A 25,786-nucleotide genomic window follows, 5' to 3' on the forward strand; every position below is an offset into this window, starting at 1 on the left:
AGTATCGAAACGGCCAAATTCTCTAATCCTTGTCCGCAAGGATGCGCGCGTTAGCATTTGCGTCGGGAATGGGGCGCGGGTTTGGTTCCGGGTTCCGCCACCACGTTTCCACGCCCACCCTTCTCGGTTGGGCGTTTTGCTTTGGGCCTTGCGCGACACCACGCGGGCTGCGGTGTCGATCTGCGTGTGCCACGCTAGGTGGTGCCGCGCCTGAAGTCACCAGGTTGGACTCTCTATTTGCTCTTAAGTTCTCTCGAAACCTGCGCTAGCTTCTTCGCGCCAGCACACACGACGCCCCCTCTTTCGAACAGCACCGCGATCTGGAGTCCAATCCCCGACGATAAGGAGATTGGACGTGAAGAAGCGTTGTACCGAAGCATGCGGGCAGCCGCGCCGGTCAGCCGAGTAGCGCTTCCAGCACTGCCATGCGCACGGCGACGCCGTTAGCGACTTGGGCGAGGACGCGCGATTGCGGGCCGTCGGCGACGGCATCGGTGATTTCCACGCCGCGGTTCATCGGGCCGGGGTGCATGACGATGGCGTCCGGGGCGGCGCGGCGCAGGCGGGCCTCGGTGAGGCCGTAAGCGCGGTGGTAGTCGTCGAGCGACGCGACCAGGCCCTCGGCCATGCGCTCGCGCTGCAGGCGCAGCATCATCACCGCGTCCACGCCGTCCAGCGCGGCGTCGAGGTCGTGGCTGACCGCGCAGCCGGCCAGGGTGTCGTCGTCCGGCAGCAGGGCCGTCGGACCGCACACACGGATCTCACCGCAGCCCAGCGCGCGCAGGGCATGCAGGTCGCTGCGCGCGACCCGGGAGTGCTTCACGTCGCCGACGATCACCACTTTGAGCTTCGAGAAATCCTCGCCCTTGGCCTGGCGCAGGGTGAGCATGTCCAGCAGGCCCTGGGTGGGATGGTGGCTGCGGCCATCGCCGGCGTTGAGCACCGCCACGCCGGGGTTCGCCGCCTCGGCCAGCGCCGCCACCGCGCCATCACCCTTATGCCGGATGATGAACCCGCGCACGCCCATCGCCTGGATGGTGCGGAAGGTATCGAGGTCGGTCTCGCCCTTGGTGGTGGAGGCGGTGGAGGCATCGAAATTGAGCACCTGCGCGCCCAGTCGCTGCGCGGCGAGCTGGAAGCTGAGGCGGGTGCGGGTGGAGGGCTCGAAGAACAGCGTGCACACCGCCACCCCGGCCAGCGCGGCGGGCGCCTGCGCGCCCTCGGCGAACATCTGCGCGCGGCGCAGCAGGGTGTCGAGGCGTGCGGCCGGCAGGCGGACGAGATCAAGCAGGTGATGGGCGTGGTCGGTGCTGGAAGGGATCATGTGGGCGGGTGGCGGGGATGCGGGAAAGCGGAAGGATCAGGGCAACGGATGGGCATCGCGCGGCGCGGCCAGCCAGCGCTCGACGATCACCGCCGCGGCCACCGCGTCCAGCACCTCGGCATCGCGCCGCTTGCGGCGGCCATCGGCGCGGGCGGCGGCGAACCGGCGCGCGGCCTCCTGCGAGCTGTTGCGTTCATCGACCATCACCACCGGCAGCCCGCTGCGGCGCTGCAGCTCCAGCGCGAACGCGCGCGCGGCCTTGCGGATCGGCTGGTCGCCGCCGTCCAGGGTCATGGGATCGCCGACCACCAGGCCGTCCGGGCGCCACTGCCGCAGCAGGCGCTCGGCCTGCGCCCAGTCCGGGCCGGCGGCATGCACGTCGATCACCGCGACCGCGCTGGCGTTGCCAGTGAGCGCGTTGCCCACCGCCACGCCGATCCGGCGCAGGCCGACGTCGAACCCCAGCACGGTGCCGTCGGCGCGGATGGCGGGCGCGGCGGCGGGCGGCGTGCTCATGCGTGCCCGCTGTGGCTGGCGTGGTTCAGCAGGTCGATGCCGATGCTGCCGGCCGCGGCCTGCCAGCGTTGCGCCAGCGGCAGATGGAACAGCACGTCGGCGCGGTTGGGGGCCAGCAGCCAGCTGTCGTCCAGCAGCTCCTGCTCCAGCTGGCCGGCGCCCCAGCCGGCGCAACCCAGGGCCACCAGCGCCTGCGGCGGGCCCTCGCCGCGCGCCATCGCCTCCAGCACGTCGCGCGAGGTGGTCAGGTAGAGGCCATCGCCCACCGCCAGGCTGGAATCGTAGGGCTGCCCGCCGTCGTGCAGGACGAAGCCGCGCTCCGGGTGCACCGGGCCACCGGCCAGCACCGCCTGCGCCTGCAGCGCGGGATCCTCGCTGGCGATGCCCATCTGCCGCAGCACCTCGCCCACGGTGTACTCGGAGGCGCGGTTGACGACGATGCCCATCGCGCCATCGGCATCGTGCTGGCAGATCAGGGTGACGCTGCGTTCGAAATAACGGTCGCGCAGCGAAGGCAGCGCGATCAGCAGGTGGTTGCCGAAGTTCTGGCGGGGCGGTTCCATGCGCGCATTCTAGCGCGCGGCCGGCGCCCGCCAGCGCCCCCGTGGGCCGCCGTCAGCGCCCGACTTCGGCCACTTCCACCCCGTCCAGGCCCTGCGCCAGGGTGCGCACGTCGCCGCCCTGCGCCAGCTTGATGCGCAGCCGCACCTCGTTGGCGGAGTCGGCGTAGCGCAGCGCGTCCTCGTAGCTGATCTCGCCGGCCTGGTACAGCTCGAACAGGCTCTGGTCGAAGGTCTTCATGCCGAGCTGCACGGATTCCTTCATCACTTCCTTCAGCTTGTGCACCTCGCCGTCGCGGATGTAGTCCTGCACCAGCGGGGTGCCCAGCAGGATCTCCATCGCCACCCGCCGCGCCTTGCCGTCGGGGGTGGGGATCAGCTGCTGCGCCACCACGCCCTTGAGGTTGAGCGAGAGGTCCATCAGCAGCTGGTTGCGACGGTCCTCGGGGAAGAAGTTGATGATGCGGTCCATTGCCTGGTTGGCGTTGTTGGCATGCAGGGTCGCCAGCACCAGGTGGCCGGTCTCGGCGAACGCGATCGCGTGGTCCATGCCCTCGCGGGTGCGGATCTCGCCGATCATGATCACGTCGGGGGCCTGGCGCAGGGTGTTCTTCAGCGCGTTCTCCCAGCTGTCGGTGTCGATCCCGACCTCGCGCTGGGTGATGATGCAGCCGTCGTGCTTGTGCACGAACTCGATCGGGTCCTCGATGGTGATGATGTGGCCGGTCGAGTTCTGGTTGCGGTAGCCGATCATCGCCGCCAGCGAGGTGGACTTGCCGGTGCCGGTGGCGCCCACGAACAGGATGATCCCGCGCTTGGTCATCGCCAGGGTCTTGATGATCGGCGGCAGGTTGAGCTCCTCGACCGTGGGGATCCGGGTCTCGATCCGGCGCAGCACCATGCCCACCTGGTTGCGCTGGTAGAAGCAGCTCACGCGGAAGCGGCCGACCCCGGCCACGCCGATCGCGAAATTGCACTCGTGGGTCTTCTCGAACTCCTCTCGCTGCTGCGGCGTCATCACGTTGAGCACGAGGTCGCGGCTCTGCTGCGAGGTCAGCGGGTTCTGGGTGATCGGGCTGATCTTGCCGTTCACCTTCATCGACGGCGGCATGCCGGCGGTGATGAACAGGTCCGACGCTTTCTGGTGCGCCATCAGCTTGAGGAACGAGGTGAAGTCGATGCTGCTCATCGGAATGCTCCTGCGCGGGGGCGCTTATTCGAACAACCGCTTGTCCTTGGCGTATTCGCGGGCCTGCTGGCGGCTGACCATGCTGCGCTTCACCAGCTCCTGCAGGTGCTGGTCCAGGGTCTGCATGCCCTGGCCCTGGCCGGTCTGGATGGCCGAGTACATCTGCGCCACCTTGTCCTCGCGGATCAGGTTGCGGATGGCCGGGGTGCCGACCATGATCTCCCACGCCGCGGTGCGGCCGCCGCCGATCTTCTTCAGCAGCGCCTGGCTGATGACCGCGCGCAGGGACTCCGACAGCATCGAGCGCACCATCGGCTTCTCGCCGGCCGGGAACACGTCGATGATGCGGTCGATGGTCTTGGCCGCCGAGCTGGTGTGCAGGGTCGCGAACACCAGGTGGCCGGTCTCGGCCGCGGTCAGCGCCAGGCGGATGGTCTCGAGGTCGCGCAGCTCGCCGACCAGGATGTAGTCCGGGTCCTCGCGCAGCGCCGAGCGCAGGGCCTCGTTGAAGCCGTGGGTGTCGCGGTGGACCTCGCGCTGGTTGATCAGGCACTTCTGCGAGGTGTGCACGAACTCGATCGGATCCTCGACCGAGAGGATGTGCGCGTATTCGTTCTTGTTGATGTGGTCGATCATCGCCGCCAGGGTGGTCGACTTGCCCGAGCCGGTCGGACCGGTCACCAGGATCAGGCCCTGCGGCTGCTCGATCAGCTCCTTGAACACGCGCGGGCAGCCGAGATCCTCCAGGGTCAGTACCTCAGAGGGAATGGTGCGGAACACCGCGCCGGCGCCGCGGTTCTGGTTGAACGCGTTGACGCGGAAGCGGGCCAGCGAGGGGATCTCGAACGAGAAGTCCACCTCGAGGAATTCCTCGTAGTCGCGGCGCTGCTTGTCCGACATGATGTCGTAGATCAGCGCGTGCACCTGCTTGTGGTCCAGCGCGGGGATGTTGATCCGGCGCACGTCGCCGTCCACGCGGATCATCGGCGGCAGCCCTGCGGAAAGATGCAGGTCCGAGGCCTTGTTCTTGACCGAAAATGCCAGAAGTTCGGCGATATCCATGCGTAGCTCCCCAACGCGTCCTGATCGGTAGTCGCCGCCGTGCGGCCCAGCGCACGGTAGCATCGGTGGCACCCCGCAGGCAGTATGAGCACCATCCGCGCCCGCATTCAACCTCCGTGAGCACTTCCGCCGCCGCCCCGCCACCCCTGCAGGCGATCCTGTCTGCGATCGCCAACGCAAAACCCCGCCCCGGCAGGCCAGCCGCCCGCCTGCTGGCGGTGTCCAAGACCCGCGGCGCCGAGGCGGTGGCGGCGCTGGCGGTGCAGGGCCAGCGCGCGTTCGGCGAGAACTACGTGCAGGAGGCCCTGCCCAAGATCGCCGCCCTGCGTGCGCTCGGGCTGGAATGGCACCTGATCGGCCACCTGCAGTCGAACAAGGCGCGCGAGGCCGCGCAGGCCTTCGACTGGGTGCAGAGCGTGGACCGCCCCAAGCTGGTCGAGGCGCTGGCCCGCCACCGCCCGCCCGAGGCCGGCCCGCTGAACGTGCTGGTGCAGGTGAACATCGACGACGAGGCCAGCAAATCCGGCTGCCGGCCGCAGGACGTGCCCGCGCTCGCGCAGGCGATCGCCGCCCAGCCCGCGCTGCGCCTGCGCGGGCTGATGGCGATCCCCGCCCCGGACCCGGACATGGCGCGCCGGCGCGCCGCGTTCCGCGCGATGTCCGCCCTGTTCGACACCCTTGCCGCGCGCCACCCCGGGGTGGATACCCTGTCGATGGGGATGAGCGAGGACTACCTGGACGCGATCGCGGAAGGTGCGACCATGGTGCGCATCGGCAGCGCCCTGTTCGGGCCACGCCCGCCCAAGCAGGAGAAACCCGCATGAACCACGACATCGCCTTCATCGGCGGCGGCAACATGGCACGCAGCCTCATCGGCGGACTGGTCGCGCGCGGGCACGCCCCGGCCGCGATCCGCGTGGCCGAACCAGTGGCGGCGCTGCGCGCGGCGCTGCAGGCGGATTTCGGCGTGACGGCTTGCGAACACGGCGCGCAGGCGGTGGCCGGCGCCGGCACCTGGGTGCTGGCGGTCAAGCCGCAGGTGATGCGTGCGGTCTGCGAAGAACTGGCGCCGCTGGCGCAGGCACAGCGCACGCTGGTGGTGTCGATCGCCGCCGGCATCACCACCGCCCAGATCGACCGCTGGCTGGGGTGTGGCCTGCCGGTGGTGCGTGCGATGCCGAACACCCCCGCCCTGCTCGGCGCCGGGGTCACCGGGCTGTATGCCGGCCCTGCGGTGGATGCCGCCGGACGCGACTTCGCGCAGGCCCTGCTGTCCGCGGCCGGCACCACGGTGTGGATCGACAGCGAGGCGCAGATGGACGCGGTCACCGCCGTCTCCGGCAGTGGTCCGGCCTATGTCTTCCTGCTGGCCGAGGCGATGGTCGACGCCGCCCAGCGCGAAGGCCTGCCGCCCGAGGCCGCACGCGCCCTGGTCCTGCAGACCGTGCTGGGCGCGGCGCGCATGCTCACCGAATCCGATGCCGATGCCAGCGAACTGCGCCGCCGCGTCACCTCGCCCGGCGGCACCACCCAGGCCGCGATCGAGACCTTCGAAGCCGGCGGCCTGCGCGCGCTGGTCGCCGCCGCCATCCATGCCGCGCGCGTGCGCGGCGCCGAACTGTCCGCCGCCAACGACTGAACACCGCCCACCGGGAGCGCCATCATGCCCCTGCCGCCTCGCCCGCTCTTCCCTGCATCTTCAGCGCTGGCCAGCGTGCCGGCCGGCGCGCTGCCGCTGCTGGCCGCCCTGCTGCTGGCCGGCTGCGGCGGAACCTCGGTGCCGCAACCGGCCGGCGCACAGCTCGCCGCCAGCGCCAGCCATGCCACCACCACGGCCACCGCGGGCGACGCGGTGCTGCAGGCCACCGCGCTCGACATCGCCCAGCTCGATCCCGCCATGGCCGCGCGCTACGGGCTGGATGCGCGCCAGCAAGGGGCGCTGCTGCTGGTGACCCTGCGCGACGCCAACGGCGATGCACTGGCGCCCGACGACCTGGTCCTGACCGCCACCGCCAGCGTGCTGCCGGATCCGCCGCGGGGGCTGGCGCTGCAGCCGATCCGGGTGGACGGGCTGACCGACTACATCGGCGTGTTCGCCGCGCGCCCACCGGCCAACGTGCGCTTCCACCTCACCGCCACCCGCCACGGCGCCCGCGCCGAATTCGACGCCAGCGCCGACCTATATCCGCGCTAGCGCCTGCCTGCGCGTACTGTCGTCCCCTGCCCCCATCAGCCACTCCTGCGACGGCCGGGCGTCTGGATCGGATGGCTGGCCCCGGACAGAATTGGACGGCGCATGGGAGGGGATTTCCAGATGGAGCAAGACACAACGACTTGCGCACTACAACCACCTCATGACCGCCACCTTCTGGAGCGCACGGCAGCTGGCGACCAGGATGCGCTGCGGCAGATACTCGACCTGCATGGGCAGGCGGTGTTCGCCTTTGCCCTACGCCGGCTTGGCTCACCCGAAGATGCCCGCGACGTCCTCAATGACACCCTGCTGGCGCTGTGGCAGCAGGCGCATCGCTCGCTGGCAAAGACATCCTCGCTGCGCGCCTGGTTGCTTGGCATCGCCCGCCACAAGATCGCAGACATCCTGCGGGCACGTGGGCAGGCATGGCGGGAGATTGCAGACGAGGACGGAACCCTGCTCGCCACCGCCACCGATCCGGACCCCTCACCGCTGGAACGACTGTGTCAGGCATGCGATGCCTTCCGCCTGGAGGAGGCCTTGCAGACCCTGCCGGAAGTCCAGCGCGAGGCCCTGTATCTGTTCACCTACGAAGGCTTGTCCTTGGCCGACATCGCCGCCATCCAGCAGGTGCCGCAGGCAACCGTCGGCACCCGGCTGCATCTGGCGCGCCAGCGTTTGCGGCAGCGCCTGGCGGACGGCGCCAAGAATCCGCGTTGAAAAAAACCATCCTCCCCAGCGACTCTGATGACATGGACGAACACGACGCCCGCCTGCCACGCGACGATGCGCTCGCCCATCGCCTGCGCCAACACTGGGATGCCGCCACCCCGCGCGTGGACCAGCGCGAAGCCTGGCGGCGGTTGCAGGCCCAGCTCCCCCCCGCTCCGGCGGCCCGGAAGCGGCCGCGCCTGGCCGAGCGCCTGGCCGAATGGCGGTCCTGGTGGCTGCCGACGCTGAGCTTCGCCAGTGGCGCCGCCTGCGCGGCGCTGGCGTTGGCTCTGCTGGCACCGATGACGCTCTCGCCTGCCCGCGCGCCAGCGGCGTTCGAGCCGCTGGCGGGCCCGGCCGCAACGACGCCCGCGGCGGGTACGCGCCTTGCGGTGGCCTTTGCCGCGGATGCACGCCTGGCCGACATCAACACCCTGCTGCTGCAACTGCAGGCCAGCGTGGTGCAGGGGCCGAGCGCGCTCGGGCTGTACACCCTGGAAGTGGCGCCGGACATGGCCGAGCAGGCACTGCAACGCCTGCAAAGCAGCCCGCTGGTGGACAGTGCGACCCTGGCCCCGGCGTCGTGAGCGCGCCATGATGCCTCGCCAGCGGCCTGCCATTGCGCGGTTTTCAGCATGGCTGCTGGCGCTGGCCAGTCTGCCGGCACTGGCGCAGACCACCCCCGGCACGCCGCCCAAGCCCCCTGCGCCGCCTCCCGTCCAGCAGCCCACGGACGCAGGCCGCAGCCACAGCAGCGCCGTCGGCGTTGGCGTGGGCATGCAGATCGATCTGAATCAGGTGCTCCGGCTCGGTCGCCGCCTGTTCGATGCGCCATCACCGCCACCCGCCTACGCTCCGGGGCGGGCGCTGCTGGCGTTCGCGGCTGACGGCGGGCTGGACCCGGCCCAACTGGCAGCAGAGGCAGGGTTGCAACTGGTGGAAAGCACCTCCCTGGAAGCGCTGGGCCTGGTGGTGGCCGAACTGCAGGGCGCGCCCGACACCCTGCCCGAGGCACTGCAGCGGCTGCGTGCAGCGCATCCTGACGTCACCGTGGATCTGGCCCCGCTGTGGCGCCCGCAAACGGTGGCCGCCCCGGCTGCGAATCCGGCGCCGCTGCCGGGCCAACATCCCGGCCGGCTGTATGCCGCCGCGCTGCTGGGAGTCCAGGCAGCGCAGCCGCTCGCCCGCCCGGTGCGGGTAGCCCTCATCGATGGCGCGGTGGATCCGGCCATCGGCCTGGAACTGGCCGGCTTCAGCCAGGCCCGCTTCGGCAACGGCGGCGATCCCGGCCAGCATGGCACCAGCGTGGCCTGCCTGCTGGCCTGCCAGAGACGCGGCACGTCGCAACCGGGCTTCTTCGGCCTCAGCCCCGGGGTGATGCTGCTGAACGCCGCCGTGCTCGGCACGGATGCGCGCGGCCAGGCGCAGGCGCGCGCACTGGATGTCCTGCGCGGCCTGGATTGGGCCTTGCGGCAGAACGCCGAGGTGATCAATGTCAGCCTGGGCGCCGCCCCGGATGCCGTGACGGCCCGCGCTTTCACGCTGGCACAGGCGAAAGTGGCGGCACTCATCGCGGCGGCCGGCAACGGCGGCCCGCAGGGCGGGCTGACATATCCTGCCGCTTTGCCGGGCGTGATCGCGGTCGCCGCCGTGGATGCCCAACGCCGCCCCTACCGCGACGGCACCCGCGGCAGCTGGATCAGCATCGCCGCGCCCGGCGTCGAGGTCTGGGTGCCTGCACTCGATGTCTCGGGCGGCCGCTATCTGACCGGCACCTCGTTCGCCGCCCCGTTCGTCACCGCCTGGGCCGCGCAACGGCTGGCGCGCGGCCTGCCGGCAACGGCGGCCGTGCTGTGCGCGCAGGCCATCGACCTGCCACCGGCCGGACGCGACCCGCAGACGGGCTGCGGCCTGTTGCGCTGGCAACCAGACGCGCCCTGACCTCCTCACGCATAGCGAGCCGCGCCGGTCCGGCGCAGAAGGCAAGCTGCGGCATCCCTCATGCAAGCCGCCCGCGCCCGCAATCCGGGACGGCGCAAGACGCAGCGCATCCACGCACCTGCGCAGCGGCGCTGCACGGATCTACCCAAGAAACCGAAGAAGCCTCGGATCACAACTCAAAAGGGCTCCCTAAGGCCATGGTTGGCCGGTCGCGCATCGATCATGCAGGCGATCGATGCGCGTGCGTCGAATCCGCACCCGTGCCGGATCTGGCGTTGGCCAGACTTTCCTGAACGCTTCCCACAAGACGGATCCGTTCTGTCTGGCCTTCAAAAAAAACGTTGCGCTTCCTCCGATTTCTCGCACGTGTGCCACCTGCACCTACCGCGGTTTCCATCGCCCCGCATAGTTTCAAGGAGCTTCGTCATGGATCTGCTTGCCCGCCGCCACTACCTGCCGTTCTCCGTTCTGCTGGGTCTTGCGTCCCTCGCCCCGGCCCAGGCGCACCCGTCTTCCGTCGGGCAGGAGCAGGCCGCGCAAGCCACGCCTGCATCGCCAATCTCCGCGCGCCATCAAAAACAATGGCTGCCTTCGAATTTCAGACTGCAGCAGTCCACACCAGGCGCCTCCGGCAACGCGGCCGGCACCATGGGGCCGGCCAGCCGGCAACCCGCGCCGGTGGATGCCATCGCCGCCGGCGCCAAGCTCACCAAGGCCGACGCGGCGCGGAGGAAAAATTCAGCCAGCGTAGGTCTTGGAGATCATCGCGATGCAGACAGCCAGGCGACGCGGATGCAAACGCCAGCGCCGGCGCCGGCCGATGCAGCGCAGCTGCGCGGGATCGAGAAAAAGGACATCCGCCGCGGCATGGTCATCGCAAAACCCGGCTCGATCACGCCGCACACCCGCGAAGCTGATGCAAACCGCCCCTGCCCGCCGCTGTGTGGGGAGCAGATCGCGCCCGGGATGGCCACCGACCCCCTCACGGGCAAGCAGACGGCACCTGCCCAGCCGCTCAAAACCAAGCATGACACCGTCAAGAACTCGATCAGCAACATCCGCTGATCGCAGGCATCACATGCCTGCTGCGCTGTGACTGACCCTACCCCCACGGTGGGGATACACAGCCCCACCGCGCCTTTCCACGTTCTTCAATCGACTGACAAGGAACTTGCCATGTCCAGAACATTCCATCTTCCGCTGCTGCTCGTCCTGGGCTCGCTCAGCCTGGGTCTGGCCCACGCGCAAAGCACTGACAATGGGCAATCCAGCGCACAGCGCATCACCATCAAGCAGCCCAGCAGCAATGAGAAATGGTGCAAGCCGTGGCCGGATTGCAGGTATAACCCCGATAATCGCCGCACGCTGCCGCCGCAGGCGCCGGGAAATGCCGCGCCCGGCCTCCCGCGCCAGCCGGGCATGCAGGACGATCCGCCCCCGCCGCCGCACCCGGTCGACCCCCTGCCGCCCAAGCCGCGCAGCGTCGGTGGCGCGGTCGAACTGCCCACCGCACCGCATCTGCCGCGTGATCCCGGCATGGGCAATGGCCAGATGCCGCGTGATCCCGGCATGGGCAATGGCCAGATGCCGCGCGACCCGGGCATGGGCAATGGCCAGATGCCGCCGGCACCGCGGCCGCTGCCCAAGCCCGGCGTCGGCAATGGCGGCATCATCCCGAACCCGGGCGGCAACCCGGTGGAACCGGCCCTGCCTTGTCCTCCCGGCTACGTGGTCGTCCACCTGAAGAACGGCCAGACCAGTTGCGCGAAGCCCACGCCGACCAATCCAACGCCGCCCGCCGCGACGGCCAAGCAGGCCGCCTCCGGGCAGGATCACGTGCAGATCTGCCCGCCCTACTGTGGCAGCAACGGCCCGCAGGCGACGGACAAGCAAGACAAGCCCGGACGGCCGGTACTGATCAACCGTCCTGAAGCGCCCAAGCCGATCGAGGATCGCCTGGCGCGTCCGAATGGCCCTGGCAGTGAACAGGTTGCGATTCCGGTCAAGTCGGCCGATGGCAGCACGGCCAAGCGCAGCGCCGGCCCGACGATCAGCAAATGCCCGGCGGGCTGGCACTGGGTGTCATTCAAGGGTCACTGCGAGCGCGACGGCACCCAGACGCAGTGAGACCGCAGCCGCATGATTGATCCGGGAAGGGGTGTGATGGGCCGGTGATCGCCGCCATCGCATCACCACGGCGGCGCCGGGTTCGCGCCGCCGGGGGCAGGGACGCCCCACCCTCTCCGGATCGCCCCGCTGCTTCATCGCAAGCCGGGCAAGGCGGTGCGTGTAAGGCGTCTCGCGCCTCTTTCTCCGTTCCGGGATCAGTCGCCGCCGGCCGCTCCCCCAGCCGATGCCTGCCGCGCCGCCCAGGCGCGCACGATGCGGGCGATCTCTGCCACCCCATCGGTCAACGCCGCCGGCCCCGGCTGCAGGATGATGGGCGATTTGATCTCGAACAGCTGCCCGTCCCGCACGGCAGGGATCGCCGACCAGCCGGGACGGGCAGCCACCTTTTCCGGGCGGAACTTCTTGCCGCACCAGCTGCCGAGGATGATGTCCGGCGCGCGGCGGATCACTTCATCGGCGTCCTCGAGGATGCGCGCCTTCGCCAGCGGCTCGCGCGCGCGTTCGGGGAAGAGGTCGTCGCCGCCGGCGATCCGCACCAGCTCGGCCACCCACTGGATGCCGGTGATCGGCGGCTCGTCCCACTCTTCGAAATAGACCTTCGGCCGCCGCGGCAGCATTGCCGCTTCGCGCTCGATGGCTTCCAACCCGCGGCGCAGGCCATCGACATACGCATTCGCCTTGTCGCCGGCACCGACCAGCGCGCCGAGCCGGCGCACGTAGTCGAAGATGCCCGCCACGCTGCGATGGTTGCTGATCCACACCTCCACGCCCCGGCGAACCAGTTCAGCGGCGATGTCGGCCTGGATGTCGGAAAAGCCGACCACGAAGTCCGGCGCAAGCTTCAGGATCTCGTCGATCCTGGCCGAGGTGAACGCGCTGACCTTGGGCTTCTCGCGCCGCGCCTGCGGCGGGCGCACGGTGAAGCCGCTGATGCCGACGATACGGTCCTGCTCGCCCAGCGCGTAGAGCACCTCGGTGGGCTCTTCGGTCAGGCAGACGATGCGGCGCGGCCCGCTCATGACGGCGGCGCCCAGATCCAGCACTCATCCACGAAGATCGCCGGCACTTCCCAGGGATGGTGCGGGCGGATGCCGGCCTCGATCACCCGCGCCAGGCGCTCGGGATCGCGCGGCAGGACGAACACCAGGCGCACGCTGGGCACCTTCGCCAGCTCACCGATGCGGCCATAGCCGGGATGCGCACCCGGCAACGGACGGAACTGCTCCTCGCCGACCGCGTCGATCCACATCACGCGGTCGTAGTGGCCACCCCGCAGGGGTTCCACTGCACAGATTCCCTCCTGCACCGCCTGCAGATGTTCGGGTGGCACCTGCACGCTGACGCGGTAAGCCGGCTGCAAGGTCATGGATACAGCATCCGCTCGGTCCAGCGGCCGTCCGCATCGCGCGTGTGCAGATGCCGCTCGTGCAGGCGGTATTGCGCGCCGTACCAGAACTCCACCGCATGCGGTACCACCCGGAACCCGGTCCAGCGCGGTGGGCGCGGCACCTCGCGCCCGGCGAACTGGCGCTCGAATTCGGCCAGACGCGCCTCGAACACCGCGCGCGACTCCAGCGTCTCGGACTGCCGCGAGGCCCAGGCACCGAGCTGACTGCCGCGCGGACGGGTCGCGAAATAGGCATCGGCCTCGGCATCGGAGACCAGCTCCACCGCACCCTCGATCCGCACCTGCACCCCCTCGCGCACGCGCGGCCAGTGGAACAGCAGCGCCGCGCGCGGATTGGCCTGCAGCTCGCGCCCCTTGCGCCCATCGAGGTGGCTGTAGAACACGAAGCCGCGGGCATCGTGCGCCTTCAGCAGCACGGTGCGCGCCGAAGGCACGCCGTCGCGCGTGGCGGTGGCCAGGGTCATCGCGGTGGGGTCGGGCTCACCTGCCGCCGCGGCCTCGGCGAACAGGGCATCGAAGGTGTGCAGGATGACATCGGGCAGTGTGCTCATGCCCCCATTGTCGCGCGCGCCTGGCATCCCTGCACCTTGGCAGTGATCGCCGGACCAGCGCTGCTAGCATGTGCACATGCCTGCGCCCGCCCTTGCATCCGCCCCCATCGTCCTGATCGGCCCCATGGGCGCGGGCAAGACCACCCTCGGCCAGGCGCTGGCGGCGCGGCTGGGGCGTAGCTTCGTGGACCTGGATGCGCGCATCGAAGCCGAGGCCGGGCAGACGGTGGCGGCGATCTTCGCGCAGGAGGGCGAGGCGGGCTTCCGCCGGCGCGAGGCGCAGGCGCTGGCCGCCGCGCTGGAGACGGCGGAGGCGGTGATCGCCACCGGCGGCGGCGCGGTGCTGGATGCCGGCAACCGTGCGGCGATGCGCGCCAAGGCCACGGTGGTGTATCTGACCGTCGCGCCGGCGCTGCAGCTGGAGCGTCTGCGCGACGACCGCAGTCGCCCGCTGCTGGAAGGCGCCGACCCGGCGGCGCGGCTGGCGCAGCTGCAGGCGCAGCGCGAACCGCTATACCGCGAGGCCGCGCACCTGCTGTTCGACGCCGGCACGCTCGCCCCGGACGCCGCCGCCGCCGCGCTCGCCGCACGCCTGGCCGAGCGCGAGGCAGTGCCGGCATGAGCGCGCCGATGCGCACGGTCGAAGTCGGCGGGGTGGCCCCCTACCGCATCCACATCGGCGCGGGCCTGCTCGCTGATGGCACGCTGCTGGCGCAAACCCTGCGCGGCCGCCATGTGCTCGTCGTCAGCGACAGCCACGTGGCGCCGCTGTATGCGCAGGCGGTGGAGGACGCGCTGCACGCGGCGCATCCGGAGCTGCGCATCGGCCGCCACGTGCTGCGCGCCGGCGAGGCGGAGAAGACGCTGGCCAACTTCGGCGCGGTGATCGACGCCCTGGCCGCGCTCGGCGCCACCCGCGACGCCTGCGTGTTCGCGCTCGGCGGCGGGGTGGTCGGGGATCTCGCCGGCTTCGCCGCCGCGTGCTGGATGCGCGGCATCGACTGCGTGCAGTTGCCCACCACCTTGCTGGCGATGGTGGACTCCTCGGTGGGCGGCAAGACCGCGGTGGACATCCCGCAGGGCAAGAACCTGGTCGGCGCCTTCCATCCGCCGCGCGCGGTGGTGGCCGATACCGCCACCCTGCGCACGCTGCCGCCGCGCGAACTGCGCGCCGGGCTGGCGGAGGTCATCAAGTACGGCGCGATCGTGGATGCGCCCTTCCTCGCCTGGCTCGAGGCACATGCCGAGGCGCTGCTGGAAGGCGATACCGCCGCGCTGGCCGAGGCCATCGCCCGCAGCTGCCTGCACAAGGCCGCGATCACCGAACGCGATCCGCACGAGCACGGCGAACGCGCGCTGCTCAACTTCGGCCACACCTTCGCCCACGCCATCGAGGCCGAGCAGGGCTACGGCCGCGGCCTCAACCACGGCGAGGCGGTGGCGGTGGGCATGCTGCTGGCCGCGCGCCTGTCGGCGACGCTGGGGCTGGCCTCATGGGCCGACGCGGAGGCGCTGCGCACGCTGCTGCTGCGCTTCGGCCTGCCGGTGGCGCTGCCCGCCGGGCTGGCGCCGGAGGCACTGCTGGCCCGCATGCATCTGGACAAGAAGGCACAGGCCGGCGGGCTGCGCTTCATCCTCTGGAATGGCCCCGGGCTGGCGCACGTGGTGTCCGGGGTGGACGAAGCCGCGGTGCGGTCGGTGCTGGGTGAGGCCAGCTGACCATCCGCGCGGGACTCATTGCCCCGGCGGCGGCTCCCACAGCTCGACCTTGTTGCCGTCCGGGTCCATCACCCAGCCGAACTTGCCGAATTCCGAGTCCTCGCGCTTGTCGAGCACCTCGCAGCCCTCCGCCCGCAGCGCGGCCAGCAGGGCGTCGAGGTCGGCGACCCGGAAATTCACCATGAACGGCGCGGCGCTGGGAGCCATGACGTCCGTGTCCGCGGCGAACGGCGTCCACAGGGTCATGCCGGGCGCGCCATCGGGCCCGCCCCACGTGAACACCGCGCCACCCCAGTCGGCGACATCCACGCCCAGATGCGTCCGGTACCAGGCGCCGAGACGCTTGGGATCCGGGGATTTGAAGAAAATGCCGCCGATGCCGGTCACGCGCTGCATGTCGCTCTCCAGAAGTGATTCCCGTCCAGCGCGTCCGGCCGGCGCAAGAGCGCCGGAGCGTACGGGCGCCGGTCCTGCACCTTACAATGCCGCCCCATGCGCCTGCTGCTGCAACAACGCCCCGATGGCCGCGAAGCCCCGCGCTTCGTCCAGCTCCAGCTCCAGCCCGACCTGCTGGGCGGCTGGGAACTGCTGCGCGAGAGCGGCCAGACCGGCGGCCGCAGCACCCTGCGGCGCACGCTCTACCCCGACCAGGCCAGCGCACTGGCGGCGCTGGAGAAGGAGCGCGACGCCCAGCTGCGCAAGGGCTTCCAGCTGATGTTCGCGCAGGGCGCCGATGCGCCGAAATAACCGCTGCGCGGCGGCTGCCGCCCGCCGCCCGGCCCACCACCGGCCCGCGCCTGCGGGCCGGCCGTCTTACCCGGAGAGTCCCACGTGTCCACGCCCCTGAAGAACGACCGCTTCCTGCGCGCGCTGCGCCGCGAGCCGGTGGACTGCACGCCCGTCTGGCTGATGCGCCAGGCCGGCCGCTACCTGCCGGAATACCGCGCCACCCGCAAGGCCGCCGGCAGCTTCCTGGCGATGGCCAAGACCCCGGAACTGGCCTGCGAGGTGACCCTGCAGCCGCTGCGCCGGTTCCCGCTGGACGCGGCGATCCTGTTCTCCGACATCCTTACCGTGCCCGATGCGATGGGGCTGGGGCTGCACTTCGTCGAGGGCGAAGGCCCGAAGTTCGAGCGCCCGCTGCGCAGCGTCGCCGACATCGACGCGCTCGCGGTGCCGGACATGGAGACCGAGCTGCGCTACGTGATGGACGCGGTGCGCCTGATCCGCCGCGAGCTGGACGGGGCCGTGCCGCTGATCGGTTTTTCCGGCAGCCCGTGGACGCTGGCCTGCTACATGGTGGAAGGCGGCGGCAGCAAGGAGTGGGGCAAGGTCAAGGCGCTGGCGCTGAACGAACCGGCCGCGATGCACCGCCTGCTGGGCACCGTCACCGACGCGGTGATCGCGTATCTGGCCGCGCAGCGTGCGGCCGGCGCGCAGGCGCTGCAGGTGTTCGACACCTGGGGCGGGGTGCTGTCGCCGGCGATGTACCGCGAATTCTCGCTGCCCTATCTCACCCGCATCGCGCGCGAGCTGAAGTCCGATGACGTGCCGGTGATCCTGTTCGGCAAGGGCAACGCCCCGCACCTCGACGCGCTGTTCGGCAGCGGCGCGGACGCCATCGGCGTGGACTGGACGGTGACCCTGGAGGATGCCGCGCGCCGCGCCGGTGGCCGCGTCGCGCTGCAGGGCAACCTGGACCCGGCGATGCTGTACGGCAATCCCGAGGCGGTGCGCGCGCAGGCGCGGGCGGTGCTGGACAGCTACCGCGACGGCAACGGTGGCAGCCGCGAAGGCCACGTCTTCAACCTCGGCCACGGCATGTCGCCGGACATGAACCCCGACCACGTGGCCGCGCTGGTGGACGAAGTGCACGCCTACAGCGCGCGCTGAGCGCCGACCGGGCACGCATGCCCCTGCCCGGCCATGCTCAGGCCGGCGGCGTGCGCCCGGCCAGTACCGACCCCAGCGCCCGCGCCAGCATCGCGCCGGTCACCGGCTTGCGCAGGAAGGCATCGAACCCGGCGGCGCGCGCCTGCGCCTCGGCCTGCGCATCGGAGCGCGCGGTGACCGCCAGCAGCGGCGCGGTGAAGCCCTGGGTGCGCAGCATCCGCGCCAGCGCCAGGCCGTCCATCCCCGGCAGGTCGAGATCCAGCAGCGCGGCATCGAAGCGGCAGGCCGCCGCCTCCGCCAGCGCGCCCAGCCCGTGCCCGACATGCGCGACCGCATGCCCCTGCGCCTGCAGCAGGCCGGCGATCGCCTGCGCCACGATCGGGTCGTCCTCCACCAGCAGCAGCTGCAGGTCGCGCACCGGCTCCACGGGCTCCACCGGCGCCTCCTCCTCCGGTGCGGCGGCCGGTGCCAGCGGCAGTTCCACTACGAACCGCGTGCCCTGCCCGGGCGTACTGTCCACGGTGATGCGGCCGCCCATCGCCGCCGCCAGCTCCTGCGAGATCGCCAGTCCCAGCCCGCTGCCGCCGTAGCGCGCCGCGGTGCGCGCGCCCTCGGCCTGCTCGAAGCGGCGGAACAGGCGCTCGCGCTGCTCCGGGTTCAATCCCGGCCCGGTGTCCGCCACCACGCAGCGGATGCCCTGCGGCTGCAGTGCCTCCACCTCCAGCGTCACCTGCCCGATCTCGGTGAACTTCACCGCATTGCCGAGCAGGTTGAGCAGGATCTGCTGCACGCGGGTGCGGTCGCCATGCACGGCGACCGGAACGTCATCAGCGATGTGCTCGAAGAAGGCCAGCCCCTTGCGCGCGGCCAGCGGTGCCATCAGCGCGCCGATTTCCTCCAGCAGCGGCCGCAGGGCGAAATCGGCGGGCACCAGCTCCAGCTTGCCGGCCTCGATCCGGGCCAGGTCCAGGGCATCGTTGACCAGCCGCAGCAGGTGCTCGCCGGCGCGCCGGATGGCCTGCACGTAGCCGCGCTGCAGTTCGTCCAGCGGCCCTTCCTGCAGCAGCTCGGCCATGCCCAGCACGCCGGTCATCGGAGTGCGCACCTCGTGGCCGAGGGTGGCCAGGAAGCGCGACTTCGCCTGCGAGGCCTGCTCGGCCAGCAGGCGCTTTTCCTCAGCCAGCTGCCAAGCGTGGCGACGGTGCAGGCGGGCGCGGTAATTCCACGCCAGCAGGCCCAGCAGCAGCAGGCCGGCGAGCACATAGGCCACCAGCGCCCAGGGGCTGCGCCACCACGGTGGCGGGATCTCGAACACCAGCACCTGCTCCGCCGACGGATTGCCGGCCGCGTCCTGCGCGCGCATGCGCAGCACGTAGCGGCCCGGCCCCAGGCCGGTGAACACCCGCTCACCGCTGCTTCCCAGCGCCACCCAGCCGCGGTCGAACCCGTCCAGGCGCGCCCAGTAGCGGTTCGCGGCGGGATCGTCGAAGTCCAGCAGGCGCGCGCGGATGCGCAATTCGCGGTCCTGCTGCGCCAGCTGCACGCCGGCGCGCGCCGGCAGTTCCTGCCAGCGCCCGTGCCGGCGCACCGCGATGCCGTCGAAATGCAGCCGCGGCCGCCGCGGCGGGGGATCGGCCAGCGCGGTGTCCACCATCCGCAATCCGCCGTCGGCGGTGCCGGCCACCAGCAGGCCGTCGTCGCGCAGCAGGGCCGCGCGGTCGAGGTATTCCTCGCCGCCGGCCTCGTCGCGCACGCCGACGTGGGCCAGCCGCTGCTGCCGCGGATCCCAGCGGTACAGCCCGCGGCTGGTGGTGATCCAGACCCGGTGGCGCGCGTCCACCAGCAGCGCCGACGCCGCCACCGCGGGCATGCCGTGGCGGGTATCGATGCGCGCGACCCGGCGCCAGCCGTCGCCCTGTTGCCGGTATTCCTCCAGCCCGGACAGTCGCTGCAGCCACAGGCGGTCGGGGCCATCGAAGGCAAGCGCATACACCCGGCCTGCGCCCATCGCCGCCACCGGCACGAAGCGGCTGGTCGCTGGCGCGAAGCGCAGCACACCGGTGCTGGTGGCCAGCCATGGGGCACCATCCGCCGCCAGCACCATGTCCTCGATATCGGCCTCGCCCAGCCCGCTGTCACCCTCGGCACGCAGGTCGCGCAGGACCGCGCCGCTGGCCGGATCGCGCTGCTGCACGCCGCCGCCGATCGCCGCCAGCCACAGGCGGCCGTCGCGCGCGGGCAGCACGAACCCGACCTGCCCGGGCGGCACCGGGGCCTTGGCGTCCTCGGCCGTCCATTCGTCCACCGCGCCATTGGCGATGCGCAGCAAGCCGCCGCGGTGGGCGATCCACAGGCGGCCCGCGGCATCCTCGGCGATCGCGGCCGGCTTCACGTTGCGCAGGCGCTCCAGGAGGTCGTCGGTCAGCGGCGCGATGCTGCCGTCCGTGCCGAGGTGCTCGACCACGCCGCCCAGCCCGCCGAGCCACACGCCGCCGTCGCCCGCGCGCCCGAGCGCGCGGTACATGGCCCCGTGCAGGCCGTCCTCCGGGCCCTGGAACAGCGCCATCTGGCGCCAGTCCGAACGCAGGTAGCCGAGGCCACGGCCGAGCACCGGCACCCACAGCGCGTCGCCCTTTTCCCCGAGCAGGGCGCTGATCGCGCGTGGGATCGCCGGCCCGCCCAGCGGCACCGGGGCCGGCGCCTGGCCGCCCTGCTGGTACCACAGGCCGCGCTGGCTGCCGATCCAGTGGTCGCCCTGGGCATCGGTGACGATCGCCAGCAGCGCGTTCGGGCGCTGGAACATCGGCGCCCACGCCGGCTGCGTCCAGTTCCCATCGGCATGCCGCCATACCCCGAGCGCACTACCGACCCACAGCCCGTCCGGCTGCGCGGACAGGGCGTACACCATGCCCGGGCCTTCCGCGCCGGGCAGCGGCACCGCCTCGAACCCCGCCCCGCGCTGGCGCGCCAGGCCCTTGGTGGTGCCCACCCACAGCACGCCCGCGGCATCCACCGCCAGCGCCAGCACGGTCGGCGAAGGCAGGCCGTCCTCCACGCCGTAGTGGCGCATGCCGCCATCGGATGCAACCCGGGTCAGGCCGCCGTCGTAGGTGCCCAGCCACACCGCATCGCCCTGGCGGGCCATCGCCCACACGTCGTCGCTGCCGAGCTGCGGATGGGTGGCCTTGCGCAGCGCGCGGAAGTGCTGGCGCGCGGCATCGAGCACGCTGACGCCCTCGCCTTCGACCGCCACCCACACCCGGTCCTGCGCATCCACAAGCAGCGCCTGGACATTGTTTCCGGGCAGGCCGCCGGCGATATCCGGCGCGTGCCGCCACACGCGCATGCCGATGCCGTCGTGGCGGGCCAGGCCGTCGGCGGTGCCGATCCACAGGTAGCCCTCGGCATCGCGTACCAGCGCCTTGATCTCGGTCGAGGGCAGGCCCTGCGCCGGGCCCACGATGCGGAAGCGCGGGCGCTCCGGCGCCGCTGCCCAGCTGCAGGCGCAGGCCACCCACAGCAGCAGCAATGCGATGCGTCGAAGCATGGTCCCCTCCCCGGATGCGGCGATGCTGGCAACCCCGGGCCGCGTATGCAAGCGCAGCCGCCCCCGGCGCGCGCTATCCCGCAAGCCAGCGCCGCACCGCGGCGGCATCGAATGGCCAGTCCAGCTCGCGCGCATCGGCGTCCGCGCGCAGCACCGGCACCCGCTGCCCGTAGCGCGCCTCGAGCTCCGGGTCGCCGTCGATGAACACGCTGGCAAACGCCGGCGCGCGCGCCGCCGCCAGCGCAGCCAGGGCCTGGTCGCACAGATGGCAGTCGTCGCGCTGGTAGAGGGTCAGGCCCATACGCCCGCGTCCTGTCTCGCCTCGCCGGGCGCCTAGAATACGCAACCCCCCAGCCCGGCAGCGCGCATGGCCGTCTCCACCTTCGACCTCTACAAGATCGGCATCGGCCCGAGCTCCTCGCACACGGTGGGGCCGATGCGCGCCGCGGCGCGCTTCGTGAGCCACTGGCTGGAGGAAAACGGCGCGCTGGAGCGCACCGCGCGGGTGCGCGCCGAGGTGTTCGGCTCGCTGGCAATGACCGGCCGCGGCCACGGCACCGACAAGGCGATCCTGATGGGGCTGGAAGGCCACTGGCCGAACGCGATCGACCCCGACCTGATCCCGCCCGCGCTGGAACGCATCCGCGGCGAGAAGCGCCTGTCCCTGCTCGGCCGCCACCCGATCGCGTTCGACGAGAAGCACGACCTGGTGATGAACAAGCGCCAGAAACTGCCGTTCCACACCAACGGCATGCGCTTCACCGCGTTCGACGCCGACGGCGGCGTGATCGCCACCCGCGACTACTACTCGGTCGGCGGCGGCTTCGTGGTCAACCAGGACGAGGCCGCGGAGGACCGCATCGTGGCCGACACCACCGAACTGCCGCACCCCTTCCACAGCGGCGCGGAGCTGCTGGCGCAGTGCCAGCGCAGCGGGCTCGGCATCGCCGCTTTGATGTTCGAGAACGAACAGGCCTGGCGCAGCGCAGAGGAGATCCGCGCCGGCCTGCGCGAGATCTGGCAGGCGATGCAGGACTGCGTGGCGCGCGGCATCCGCCAGCCGGGCGAGCTGCCGGGCGGGCTGCACGTGGCGCGCCGCGCCCCGGCCCTGCACGCGGAGCTGGCGGCGCGCCCGGAAGCGGCGATGCGCGACCCGCTGACCGTGCTCGACTGGGTCAACCTGTACGCGCTGGCGGTGAACGAGGAAAACGCCGCCGGCGGCCGCGTGGTCACCGCGCCCACCAACGGGGCGGCCGGGATCCTGCCGGCGGTACTGCACTACTACGACCGCTTCTGCCCCGGCGCCAGCGAGCAGGGCGTGTTCGATTTCCTGCTGACCGCCGCCGCGGTGGGCATCCTGTACAAGGAGAACGCCTCGATCAGCGGCGCCGAGGTCGGCTGCCAGGGCGAGGTCGGGGTGGCCTGCTCGATGGCCGCGGCCGGGCTCACCGCCGCGCTCGGCGGCAGCCCGGCGCAGGTGGAGAACGCCGCCGAGATCGGGATGGAACACAACCTCGGCCTGACCTGCGACCCGATCGGCGGGCTGGTGCAGATCCCGTGCATCGAGCGCAACGCGATGGGCGCGGTGAAGGCGATCAACGCCAGCCGTATGGCCCTGCGCGGCGACGGCAGCCACAAGGTGTCGCTGGACAAGGTCATCCGCACCATGCGTGACACCGGCCGCGACATGCAGGACAAGTACAAGGAAACCAGCCGCGGCGGGCTGGCGGTGAACGTCATCGAGTGCTGAAGGCCACCGCGGCGAGCGCCGGCCCGCGGCCCCCGCCCGGGGTCAAGTCCCGCGCGCACGGGCCGCTATCGCTTTCAGGGTAATCTGGAATCCCGGGACTTTCGGGGGACGGTCCGATCATTCGCGCATCCGCCATGCGTCACGCACGGGCGACGCGACCGCCACGCGGGTGGTGGCCGTGGCGGGCGCTGCCGCGCCTGCTGCTGGCCGCGCTGCTGCTGGTGCTGGCGGCCGGCGCGTGGGCACTGGACCCGGGCAAGCCCTACCGCGACTACGTGGTGGAGACCTGGGGGGTCGAGAAGGGCCTGCCGCAGATCACGGTGATGGCGATCGCCCAGGACGCCGACGGCTACCTGTGGCTGGGCACCCAGGCCGGGCTGGCGCGCTTCGACGGGGCGCAGTTCCGCCGCTTCGAGCGCGAGGACGTGCTGAACATGGACAGCATGATCCAGGCGCTGCTGGCCGACCCGCAGGGACGGCTGTGGATCGGCAGCGCCAAGGGCCTGCTGGTGCTGGAACACGGCCGCATCCGCCCGCTGCCCGCGCCCGCCGGCATCGCACGCTTCCCGGTGGGCGCGCTGGCATTGTCCGAGGGGCGGCTGGTGGTCGGCGGCCCGGACGGGCTTTACGTAGCCGATGGGCAACGCCTGCGCCGGCTACGCGCGCTGCCGGGGCCGGTCACCAGCCTGCTGGCGGAGGGCGCCGTGCTGTGGGCCGGCGGGCCGGGGCAGGTACTGCGGATCGAAGGTGACCATGTGCAGTCCTTCCCGCTGCCGGCCAGCCTGCCCGGGGCCAGCGCCAACCACTTGGTGCGCTTCGACGGCAACCTCTGGGCCGGCACCCGCAGCGGCCTGCTGCGCCTGCACGCTGGCCATTGGGAAGTCGTGCCCGGGCGCGATGGCGGACAGGTGCGCGCGATCGAGGCGCTGGCGGCCGACCGCGACGGCAACCTGTGGCTGGCCACCCCGCAATACCTCGAACGCCTGCGCCCGGGGCAGGCGCCGGAACGGATCGAGAACGCACCCGGCAGCATCGCCATCCGCACGCTCTTCGAAGACCAGGACGGCAACCTCTGGCTGGGCAGCCAGACCGAGGGCCTGGCACGGGCCTGGAGCGGCCGTACCCGCCGCCTGTCCCGCGCCGAAGGCTTGGCCACGCCGCTGCTGTGGTCGCTCTCGGCCGCGCCCGATGGCGGCGTGGTGGTAGGCACCGGCAATGGCGTCGAGGAATGGCGGCAGGGCCGTTTCCAGCGCCTGGTGGCCGGGTCCGGCCTGCCGCACCCGGAGGCCTACAGCGTGCTGGCCGAGGCCGGCCAGGTCTGGATCGGCACCCGCGCCGGCGCCGCCGTGCTGCGCGCAGGCCAGGCGCGCGCGGAGATCCCGCCGGCACTGGCCCCGTTGCGCGGGGTGCAGGTGCCTGCGCTCCTGCGCGACCATGCGGGAAACCTGTGGTTCGGCACCCTGGACGGCGCATTCCGGCTCGCCCCCGACGGCCGCCTCACCCGCTATGCGGAGGCCGAGGGGCTGGTCGATCCGCGCGTGCGGATTGTGCACGAGACGCGCAACGGCCGGCTGCTGCTGGGCACCGCGCAGGGCCTGTACGAATGGCGTGGCGGGCGGCTGCGGGCGCTGACCGGTCCGAACGGGGACGGCACCGACATCGGCGTCACCGCGATCACCGAGCTTGGTGACGGGCGCTGGGTGGTGGGCAGCGGCAACGGCGACCAACTGCGTATTTTCGATGGCCGCCGCTGGCAATCGCTGGGTACCGCGAATGGATTGCCGGAAAACATTCCGTTCCACATCGCCCAGGTCGGCAACGACCTCTGGGTGGCCGGCATGCAGGGCGTGTACCGGCTGGGGCTGGCGGAACTCGACCAGGCCCTGGCCAACCCCAAGGCGCGGGTACAGGCACGGATCATCATCAACTCCGGCTTCAACCTCCCCGGCGGCCAGCAGGACAAATGCTGCAACGGCATGGGCAGCGGCCGCGGCCTGCTGCGCGACGGCCAGCTGTGGCTGCCCACCCGCGATGGCGCGCTGGTGGTCAGCACCGCGCGCCTGCCCCCGGGCCCGCAGTGGCCGCCTCGGATCGAAGACGTGCTGGTGGACGGCAAGCCGCTGCTGGCCGAGGCTGGCCGGCTGCGCCTGCCGCTGGGTGCGCGTAGTCTGAAGATCGAATTCAGCGTGCCGGCCCTGGACCCCGACCGCCTGCCGCAACTGCGCTACCGGCTGGTCGGCTACGACGCCGATTGGGTGGAGACGGAAACCCCGGCGCAGCGGCAGGCCAGCTATGCCAACCTGCCGCCCGGCGACTACCGCTTCGAACTGGCCGACTTCTCCCGCGACGATCCACTGGATGCGCAGGCCACGCTGGTGCTGCAGCTGCCGCCGCGCCTGTACGAGACCTTGGCCTTCCGGATCCTGCTGGGGCTGGCGCTCGTGGTGCTGGTGTGGCTGGGCTACCTCGCCCTGCGCCTGCGCTACGGGCGTCGCCAGGCCGAGCTGGAGCGGCTGGTGCGGGAACGCACGCATGACCTGCAGATCGCCAACGCGCGCCTGAAGGAGCTCAGCTTCACCGACCCGCTGACCGGCCTGCACAACCGCCGCTACCTGTCGCAGCAGGTGCCCATCGACCTGTCCTTCTACGACCGCGACCCGGCCTTCCGCAGCGGCGAGGAGGCGGTGGTGCTGGCACTGCTGGACATCGACCACTTCAAGCACATCAACGACACCTGGGGCCATGCCGCCGGCGACCTCGTGCTGGAACAGCTGGGCCGGGTGCTGGAAGGGCTCAAGCGCAGCGGGGACTACGCCGCGCGCTGGGGCGGCGAGGAGTTCCTGCTGGTGCTGCGGCCGCAGCCGCGCGGCGGCCTGGCCGAGATCGGCCGGCGCGTGTGCCAGCAGATCGGCAGCCACGTCTTCGACCTCGGCAACGGCCAGCAGCACCGGTTGACGGTGTCGGTCGGACTGGTGGAATGCCCGCTGTTCCCGCAGCACCCGCGCCTGCTCGGCTGGGACCAGCTGGTGACGCTGGCCGACCGCGCCCTGTACGCCGCCAAGGACGCCGGACGCAACGGCTGGATGGCCTACCGTCCGGCGCCTGGAACCCGCCTGCCCGCCGACCTCTCCAGCGCCAGCGGCGACCCCGGCTGGCTGGTGGAGAACGGCTTGCTGGAACGCTTCGGCGAAAGCTGCACGATTTCTGGCGGGAATAGCCACCGCAACGGACAGGAACCAGCACCAGATTCCAGCCCGCCACCGTCGCTGCCAGAAGCGACCTGAAGGAGCG

The 25,786-nt window shown here is 71.5% G+C and carries 25 protein-coding genes; 14 read left to right on the forward strand and 11 right to left on the reverse strand.

Annotation, left to right across the window (positions count from 1 at the left end; genetic code table 11):
- Positions 1–397 precede the first annotated feature (397 nt).
- From EDC34_RS02950 to EDC34_RS02970, 5 genes are read right to left on the reverse strand one after another with little or no spacing between them, the layout of a single operon-like run.
- Positions 398–1,324, reverse strand: a complete 927-nt coding sequence (locus EDC34_RS02950; protein WP_114960136.1) for an aspartate carbamoyltransferase catalytic subunit — start codon at positions 1,322–1,324, stop codon at positions 398–400.
- Positions 1,325–1,360: 36 nt separating this feature from the next.
- A complete protein-coding gene (gene ruvX / locus EDC34_RS02955; protein WP_114960137.1) occupies positions 1,361–1,840 on the reverse strand; it encodes a Holliday junction resolvase RuvX in 480 nt (159 codons plus the stop codon).
- The gene (locus EDC34_RS02960) at positions 1,837–2,403 is read right to left on the reverse strand and encodes a YqgE/AlgH family protein (RefSeq protein ID WP_114960138.1); all 567 of its coding nucleotides are present in this window, start codon (positions 2,401–2,403) and stop codon (positions 1,837–1,839) included. Before EDC34_RS02960 ends, ruvX begins: the two co-directional genes overlap by 4 nt.
- A 52-nt stretch (positions 2,404–2,455) precedes the next feature.
- The gene (locus EDC34_RS02965) at positions 2,456–3,589 is read right to left on the reverse strand and encodes a PilT/PilU family type 4a pilus ATPase (protein WP_114960139.1); all 1,134 of its coding nucleotides are present in this window, start codon (positions 3,587–3,589) and stop codon (positions 2,456–2,458) included.
- Between the two features lie 24 nt (positions 3,590–3,613).
- Entirely contained in the window at positions 3,614–4,651 is a 1,038-nt protein-coding gene (locus tag EDC34_RS02970) for a type IV pilus twitching motility protein PilT (protein ID WP_114960140.1), read from the reverse strand.
- Between the two features lie 116 nt (positions 4,652–4,767).
- Here EDC34_RS02970 and EDC34_RS02975 point away from each other — a divergent pair, with 116 nt between their 5' ends.
- The 8 genes from EDC34_RS02975 (at position 4,768) to EDC34_RS03010 (ending at position 11,624) form a co-directional block, all read left to right on the forward strand.
- Positions 4,768–5,475 carry a YggS family pyridoxal phosphate-dependent enzyme gene (locus EDC34_RS02975; RefSeq protein ID WP_425477460.1) on the forward strand — a complete coding sequence of 236 codons (708 nt, stop codon included), beginning with the start codon at positions 4,768–4,770 and terminating at the stop codon, positions 5,473–5,475.
- Positions 5,472–6,290: a pyrroline-5-carboxylate reductase gene (gene proC, locus EDC34_RS02980; RefSeq protein ID WP_114960142.1), complete on the forward strand. Its 819-nt coding sequence runs from the start codon at positions 5,472–5,474 to the stop codon at positions 6,288–6,290. The genes EDC34_RS02975 and proC overlap by 4 nt, the downstream gene beginning before the upstream one ends.
- 24 nt (positions 6,291–6,314) lie before the next feature.
- A complete protein-coding gene (locus EDC34_RS02985; protein WP_114960143.1) occupies positions 6,315–6,845 on the forward strand; it encodes a DUF4426 domain-containing protein in 531 nt (176 codons plus the stop codon).
- A 102-nt stretch (positions 6,846–6,947) separates the two neighbouring features.
- Positions 6,948–7,565, forward strand: a complete 618-nt coding sequence (locus EDC34_RS02990) for an RNA polymerase sigma factor (protein ID WP_114960144.1) — start codon at positions 6,948–6,950, stop codon at positions 7,563–7,565.
- Positions 7,566–7,597: 32 nt separating this feature from the next.
- Positions 7,598–8,143, forward strand: coding sequence for a hypothetical protein (locus EDC34_RS02995; protein WP_114960145.1), 546 nt, complete (start codon positions 7,598–7,600; stop codon positions 8,141–8,143).
- Between the two features lie 7 nt (positions 8,144–8,150).
- Positions 8,151–9,497 carry a S8 family serine peptidase gene (locus tag EDC34_RS03000; protein WP_132982839.1) on the forward strand — a complete coding sequence of 449 codons (1,347 nt, stop codon included), beginning with the start codon at positions 8,151–8,153 and terminating at the stop codon, positions 9,495–9,497.
- A 426-nt stretch (positions 9,498–9,923) separates the two neighbouring features.
- Positions 9,924–10,562 carry a hypothetical protein gene (locus EDC34_RS03005; RefSeq protein WP_132982840.1) on the forward strand — a complete coding sequence of 213 codons (639 nt, stop codon included), beginning with the start codon at positions 9,924–9,926 and terminating at the stop codon, positions 10,560–10,562.
- Between the two features lie 48 nt (positions 10,563–10,610).
- Positions 10,611–11,624 (forward strand): hypothetical protein, encoded by a 1,014-nt coding sequence (locus tag EDC34_RS03010; RefSeq protein WP_132982841.1) that lies wholly within the window; start codon positions 10,611–10,613, stop codon positions 11,622–11,624.
- A gap of 197 nt (positions 11,625–11,821) precedes the next feature.
- On the opposite strand, the gene EDC34_RS03015 is transcribed toward EDC34_RS03010, so the two are convergent.
- From EDC34_RS03015 to pdxH, 3 genes are read right to left on the reverse strand one after another with little or no spacing between them, the layout of a single operon-like run.
- Entirely contained in the window at positions 11,822–12,646 is an 825-nt protein-coding gene (locus EDC34_RS03015) for a cobalamin-binding protein (RefSeq protein WP_114960183.1), read from the reverse strand.
- On the reverse strand, positions 12,643–12,993 hold the full coding sequence (locus tag EDC34_RS03020; protein ID WP_114960149.1) for a YqfO family protein: 351 nt from the start codon (positions 12,991–12,993) through the stop codon (positions 12,643–12,645). Before EDC34_RS03020 ends, EDC34_RS03015 begins: the two co-directional genes overlap by 4 nt.
- Entirely contained in the window at positions 12,990–13,586 is a 597-nt protein-coding gene (pdxH, locus tag EDC34_RS03025) for a pyridoxamine 5'-phosphate oxidase (RefSeq protein ID WP_114960150.1), read from the reverse strand. The genes EDC34_RS03020 and pdxH overlap by 4 nt, the downstream gene beginning before the upstream one ends.
- A 76-nt stretch (positions 13,587–13,662) precedes the next feature.
- On the opposite strand from pdxH, the gene EDC34_RS03030 reads away from it, so the two are divergent.
- Both EDC34_RS03030 and aroB read left to right on the forward strand, forming a co-directional pair.
- On the forward strand, positions 13,663–14,208 hold the full coding sequence (locus tag EDC34_RS03030; RefSeq protein ID WP_114960151.1) for a shikimate kinase: 546 nt from the start codon (positions 13,663–13,665) through the stop codon (positions 14,206–14,208).
- The gene (gene aroB / locus EDC34_RS03035; protein WP_114960152.1) at positions 14,205–15,305 is read left to right on the forward strand and encodes a 3-dehydroquinate synthase; all 1,101 of its coding nucleotides are present in this window, start codon (positions 14,205–14,207) and stop codon (positions 15,303–15,305) included. Before EDC34_RS03030 ends, aroB begins: the two co-directional genes overlap by 4 nt.
- A 15-nt stretch (positions 15,306–15,320) precedes the next feature.
- Here aroB and EDC34_RS03040 read toward each other — a convergent pair whose 3' ends face one another.
- The gene (locus EDC34_RS03040; RefSeq protein ID WP_114960153.1) at positions 15,321–15,701 is read right to left on the reverse strand and encodes a VOC family protein; all 381 of its coding nucleotides are present in this window, start codon (positions 15,699–15,701) and stop codon (positions 15,321–15,323) included.
- A gap of 96 nt (positions 15,702–15,797) precedes the next feature.
- Here EDC34_RS03040 and EDC34_RS03045 point away from each other — a divergent pair, with 96 nt between their 5' ends.
- Both EDC34_RS03045 and hemE read left to right on the forward strand, forming a co-directional pair.
- Positions 15,798–16,052, forward strand: coding sequence for a WGR domain-containing protein (locus EDC34_RS03045; RefSeq protein WP_114960154.1), 255 nt, complete (start codon positions 15,798–15,800; stop codon positions 16,050–16,052).
- Between the two features lie 84 nt (positions 16,053–16,136).
- Complete coding sequence (gene hemE / locus EDC34_RS03050; protein ID WP_114960155.1) at positions 16,137–17,198, forward strand: uroporphyrinogen decarboxylase; 1,062 nt, start codon at positions 16,137–16,139, stop codon at positions 17,196–17,198.
- Positions 17,199–17,235: 37 nt separating this feature from the next.
- On the opposite strand, the gene EDC34_RS03055 is transcribed toward hemE, so the two are convergent.
- On the reverse strand, positions 17,236–20,745 hold the full coding sequence (locus tag EDC34_RS03055) for a hybrid sensor histidine kinase/response regulator (protein ID WP_114960156.1): 3,510 nt from the start codon (positions 20,743–20,745) through the stop codon (positions 17,236–17,238).
- A 73-nt stretch (positions 20,746–20,818) separates the two neighbouring features.
- Positions 20,819–21,046, reverse strand: a complete 228-nt coding sequence (locus EDC34_RS03060) for a glutaredoxin family protein (RefSeq protein ID WP_114960157.1) — start codon at positions 21,044–21,046, stop codon at positions 20,819–20,821.
- A 66-nt stretch (positions 21,047–21,112) separates the two neighbouring features.
- Here EDC34_RS03060 and EDC34_RS03065 point away from each other — a divergent pair, with 66 nt between their 5' ends.
- Together EDC34_RS03065 and EDC34_RS03070 are read left to right on the forward strand one after the other, a co-directional pair.
- Complete coding sequence (locus tag EDC34_RS03065; protein ID WP_114960158.1) at positions 21,113–22,495, forward strand: L-serine ammonia-lyase; 1,383 nt, start codon at positions 21,113–21,115, stop codon at positions 22,493–22,495.
- A gap of 134 nt (positions 22,496–22,629) precedes the next feature.
- Positions 22,630–25,779: a ligand-binding sensor domain-containing diguanylate cyclase gene (locus tag EDC34_RS03070; RefSeq protein WP_114960159.1), complete on the forward strand. Its 3,150-nt coding sequence runs from the start codon at positions 22,630–22,632 to the stop codon at positions 25,777–25,779.
- The last annotated feature ends 7 nt before the right edge of the window (positions 25,780–25,786 follow it).

Source organism: Thermomonas haemolytica, from assembly GCF_004346265.1.
Lineage (GTDB): Bacteria > Pseudomonadota > Gammaproteobacteria > Xanthomonadales > Xanthomonadaceae > Thermomonas > Thermomonas haemolytica.

Excerpts from the sequence above, each read along its gene's own strand:
- EDC34_RS02985 (WP_114960143.1), top strand. The coding sequence starts at position 6,315 with ATGCCCCTGCCGCCTCGCCCGCTCTTCCCTGCATCTTCAGCGCTGGCC.
- EDC34_RS02965 (WP_114960139.1), bottom strand. The coding sequence starts at position 3,589 with ATGAGCAGCATCGACTTCACCTCGTTCCTCAAGCTGATGGCGCACCAG.
- EDC34_RS03070 (WP_114960159.1), top strand. The coding sequence starts at position 22,630 with ATGCGTCACGCACGGGCGACGCGACCGCCACGCGGGTGGTGGCCGTGG.
- EDC34_RS02990 (WP_114960144.1), top strand. The coding sequence starts at position 6,948 with ATGGGAGGGGATTTCCAGATGGAGCAAGACACAACGACTTGCGCACTA.
- EDC34_RS03030 (WP_114960151.1), top strand. The coding sequence starts at position 13,663 with ATGCCTGCGCCCGCCCTTGCATCCGCCCCCATCGTCCTGATCGGCCCC.
- EDC34_RS03015 (WP_114960183.1), bottom strand. The coding sequence starts at position 12,646 with ATGAGCGGGCCGCGCCGCATCGTCTGCCTGACCGAAGAGCCCACCGAG.
- EDC34_RS03040 (WP_114960153.1), bottom strand. The coding sequence starts at position 15,701 with ATGCAGCGCGTGACCGGCATCGGCGGCATTTTCTTCAAATCCCCGGAT.
- EDC34_RS03045 (WP_114960154.1), top strand. The coding sequence starts at position 15,798 with ATGCGCCTGCTGCTGCAACAACGCCCCGATGGCCGCGAAGCCCCGCGC.
- pdxH (WP_114960150.1), bottom strand. The coding sequence starts at position 13,586 with ATGAGCACACTGCCCGATGTCATCCTGCACACCTTCGATGCCCTGTTC.
- EDC34_RS03060 (WP_114960157.1), bottom strand. The coding sequence starts at position 21,046 with ATGGGCCTGACCCTCTACCAGCGCGACGACTGCCATCTGTGCGACCAG.
- EDC34_RS03020 (WP_114960149.1), bottom strand. The coding sequence starts at position 12,993 with ATGACCTTGCAGCCGGCTTACCGCGTCAGCGTGCAGGTGCCACCCGAA.
- EDC34_RS03055 (WP_114960156.1), bottom strand. The coding sequence starts at position 20,745 with ATGCTTCGACGCATCGCATTGCTGCTGCTGTGGGTGGCCTGCGCCTGC.
- proC (WP_114960142.1), top strand. The coding sequence starts at position 5,472 with ATGAACCACGACATCGCCTTCATCGGCGGCGGCAACATGGCACGCAGC.
- EDC34_RS02995 (WP_114960145.1), top strand. The coding sequence starts at position 7,598 with ATGGACGAACACGACGCCCGCCTGCCACGCGACGATGCGCTCGCCCAT.
- EDC34_RS03000 (WP_132982839.1), top strand. The coding sequence starts at position 8,151 with ATGATGCCTCGCCAGCGGCCTGCCATTGCGCGGTTTTCAGCATGGCTG.
- EDC34_RS02950 (WP_114960136.1), bottom strand. The coding sequence starts at position 1,324 with ATGATCCCTTCCAGCACCGACCACGCCCATCACCTGCTTGATCTCGTC.
- EDC34_RS03065 (WP_114960158.1), top strand. The coding sequence starts at position 21,113 with ATGGCCGTCTCCACCTTCGACCTCTACAAGATCGGCATCGGCCCGAGC.
- EDC34_RS02970 (WP_114960140.1), bottom strand. The coding sequence starts at position 4,651 with ATGGATATCGCCGAACTTCTGGCATTTTCGGTCAAGAACAAGGCCTCG.
- EDC34_RS03005 (WP_132982840.1), top strand. The coding sequence starts at position 9,924 with ATGGATCTGCTTGCCCGCCGCCACTACCTGCCGTTCTCCGTTCTGCTG.
- aroB (WP_114960152.1), top strand. The coding sequence starts at position 14,205 with ATGAGCGCGCCGATGCGCACGGTCGAAGTCGGCGGGGTGGCCCCCTAC.
- EDC34_RS02960 (WP_114960138.1), bottom strand. The coding sequence starts at position 2,403 with ATGGAACCGCCCCGCCAGAACTTCGGCAACCACCTGCTGATCGCGCTG.
- ruvX (WP_114960137.1), bottom strand. The coding sequence starts at position 1,840 with ATGAGCACGCCGCCCGCCGCCGCGCCCGCCATCCGCGCCGACGGCACC.